Genomic DNA, 3,064 nt, shown 5'->3' with positions numbered 1-3,064 from the left:
GGCAGGTCAGGGTGCCGCCGTTGCCGCCGGGCGCACCGTCGGAGTCGGCCATGGAGGAGACGGTGAGCACGTCGGGGTGGTTGGCGGGGAAGAAGTTCGCGGCGTCGCGGGCGCTGTTGCCGGCGGCCACCGCGTAGGCCACGCCTTGGGCCACGGAGTTGGTGATGGCCTGGGTCAGGGCCTGGTCGGAGCAGCCTTCGCAGCCCAGGCTCATGTTGGCCACGCCGATCTGGTCGGCGTTGGCGGTGACGTAGTCGACTCCGGCGGCGATACCGGCCAGGCTGCCGCTGCCGGCGGCGTTGAGGACCTGGACGTTCCACACCTGGGCGCCGGGGGCCACACCGACCACGCCCAGGTCGTTGTCGATGGCGGCGGCGCTGCCGGCGACGTGGGTGCCGTGGCCGTTGCCGTCGGTGGGGTCGTTGGCGGTGCAGGTGCCGCTGGTGCAGTCGACGGAGTCGACGACGTTCAGGTCGGGGTGGGAGCCGTCCACTCCGGTGTCCAGGACGGCGATGGCCACGTCGGGTACGTAGTCCTGTTGGCCGTTGATGTCGAGGTTGGGGTTGTCGGGGGCGAAGACACGGGCGATGCCGTTGGGGATGTCCTGGTCGAAGGCGTGTACGACCTGGTCGGGTTGGATGAAGGCGACCTGGGGGTCGGTGAGCAGGTCGGCGGCCTCGCTGCCGGTCATGTCGGCGGCGTAACCGGTCAGGGCGTGTTCGTACACGCCAAGGGGGTCGTCGTCGTGGCGTTGGGCGACCTTGTGGGGGTCGGCGTTCTCGTCCAGGACGACGATGTAGGTGTGTTCGGTGGGGTCGCTCAGGTCCAGGAAGGAGGGCGGTTCGGGGTCTGCGGCGGCGGGTGAGGCCATCAGGGCGGGCAGTAACGCGGCGGCCGCGAGCACGGCACCGAGCTTGCGCATGTGGAGGGGCCCTTCTGTGGTGGGGGATGTGGAGGAAGGGTGGCCACCCGCCAGTCATCTTTGATGGCGCTCGGGTGGGGGGCAATACGTAGTCGCTACGTGGTTCGGGTCGGGGTGGGCGACTACGTAGGGGGGTGTGGGTGGGTGGTGGGGGTGGGTGGGGGTAGTTCGCGGCGGGAACGCAGGCCCAGTTTGGCCAGGGCGTTGGCCACGTGGGTTTCCACGGTGCGAGTGGACAGGTGGAGTAGGTCGGCGATCTGGCGGTTGGTGTGGCCGTGTGCGGCCAAGGTGGTGACCTCGTTTTCGCGTGGGGACAGGCGGGGGTCGCCTTCACCGTGGGAGCGAGGGGCGGGGGTGCTCACGCCGTGTTCGCGTAGGAGGCGGCGTAGGCGGGTGGCGTCCCAGGAGGCGCCCAGGTGGGTGTACTGCTCCAGGGTGGTGCCCAGGGTGGTCAAGGCCGGCTCGTGGGTGTGTTCGTTGGTGTTCAGGTGGGCGCGTGCGGCTTCTTCGGTGACCAGGGCGGCGTCGTAGGGGCGGGGCATGTCCTTGTAGGCGGCCGCGCATTGGGCGTACAGGTGTTGGGCTTTGTCGTGGTGGCCTTGGTGGTGGGCCAGGGTGGCCTCCAGGCGAAGAAGTGCGGCTTGGGCGGCCGGGGCGTTGGTGCCGCGTAGGCCGGCTCGGAACCTGACGCACAGGTCTTGGGCGATGGCGGGGCGTTGGCTCCAGATCAGGGCTTGGATGCCCGGGACCAGGTCGGCGGCCCACACCCAGATGCCTTTGCCGGCCACGAGGGCGACCAGGGCCTGTACGTGTTGCCAGGCGGTGGTGTGGTGGCCTTGGGCCAGGGCCATGCGGGCGCGTAGGCCGGCGGCGAAGGCCAGGACCGGTACGGAGTGGTCGGGTTCGGCCGATTCGGGCAGGTCCGGGGTGGGGTGGAGTCGGTCCAGGTGGGTGCGGGCCCGGGTGTGTTCGCCGTGGGCCAGGGCCAAGGCGGCGCGGATGATGGTGAGTTCGGCGGTGACCGCGTGTAGGCGGGCCAAGCGTGGGGAGCGCAGGTCCAGTTCGGTGCGTTGGGCCAGGTCGTCCCAGTGGCCGCGGGCCCAGTCCAGCATCAGGTGCAGGGCCCCTGCGCTTTCGTGGATGTAGGGGACGTCGGTGCGGGTGAGGACGTCGGTGGCGTGGGCCAGGTGGTGGTCGGCGCGGTCGTAGTGGCCCAGCATGACGGCGGCGTCGGCGAGGTTGAGGCAGGCGCGGGCGAATTCGCGGTCGCGGGCGGGGGTGCGAGGGTGTCCGGCGGTGCCGGGGCGGGGTGGGGCCATGTCCCAGGCGGTGGGGTCGCCGATCTGGGCGAGCAGGGTGGCGTGGTTGACGCGTACGGTCATTTGCACGTCGGTGTCCTGGCTGCGATCGGCGGCTCGGACGGCCTGTTCCATCCAGCGGCGGTGGGTGGTCACCGAGTCGGGGGTGCAGCAGGGCACGGCCAGGGCGCACATGGCGCGGGCGGCCAGGGCGGGGCGGGAGGAGAGTTCGGCCACGGCGCGGACCAGTTCGCTGCGGGCGGTGTGGTTCTGGGAGGCCTGGTTGAGCAGGAGCAGGCCCAGTTCCATGCGTAGTTCGCCGCGTTGGATGGTGGTCAGGCCGGGGGTGTGCAGTGTGTGGCGTAGCAGGGTGATGGTGTGGTCGGGGTGGATGCCGGTCAGTGCGGCGCGGCCGAGTTTGAGTGCCAGGGCGCAGCGGCGTGTGGGGGGTAGGTCGTGTCGGGTCAGGGCGTCGCTGAGTAGTTGTACGGCGGTGGTGTCCTCGCCGTGGGCCAGGGCGGTGTCGGCGGCTTGTTCGGCGTGGTCGGTCCAGGTGTCGAAGGCGCCGGCTTCGCGGGCGTGGCGGGCCAGGGCGGTGTGGTCGGGGTCGGGGCGGCGGGACAGGAGGGTGAGGGCGGCGCGGTGCAGGCGGCGGTGTTGGTCGTGGGGTAGGGCGTGGTGGCAGACGTGGGCCAAAAGTGGGGTGGCGGGGGCCAGGGTGGTGGGTCCCAGGGGGTGGAGGAGGCCGAGCCGGCGGGCTTGTGCCAGGGCTTTGCGGGCGCGGTGGGTGTTCAGGTGGGCGACGGCGGACAGGTCGTCTTCGGTCGCGGGGGTGTTCAGGACG

General features: G+C 71.2%; 2 protein-coding genes. Both read right to left on the bottom strand.

The window, feature by feature from the left end; translation table 11 throughout:
* Positions 1-922 (bottom strand): S8 family serine peptidase (locus D472_RS0101800; protein WP_017602793.1); only part of this gene is annotated, 922 nt, incomplete at its 3' end.
* A gap of 122 nt (positions 923-1,044) precedes the next feature.
* Positions 1,045-3,064, bottom strand: a 2,020-nt coding sequence (locus D472_RS29260) for a helix-turn-helix transcriptional regulator (protein WP_017602792.1), incomplete at its 5' end; no start/stop codon positions are given.

This window comes from Nocardiopsis alkaliphila YIM 80379, from assembly GCF_000341005.1.
Taxonomy (GTDB): Bacteria; Actinomycetota; Actinomycetes; order Streptosporangiales; family Streptosporangiaceae; genus Nocardiopsis; species Nocardiopsis alkaliphila.
The sequence above is the reverse complement of the archived record's forward strand: the minus strand, read 5'-3'. Positions and strand labels throughout refer to the sequence as shown.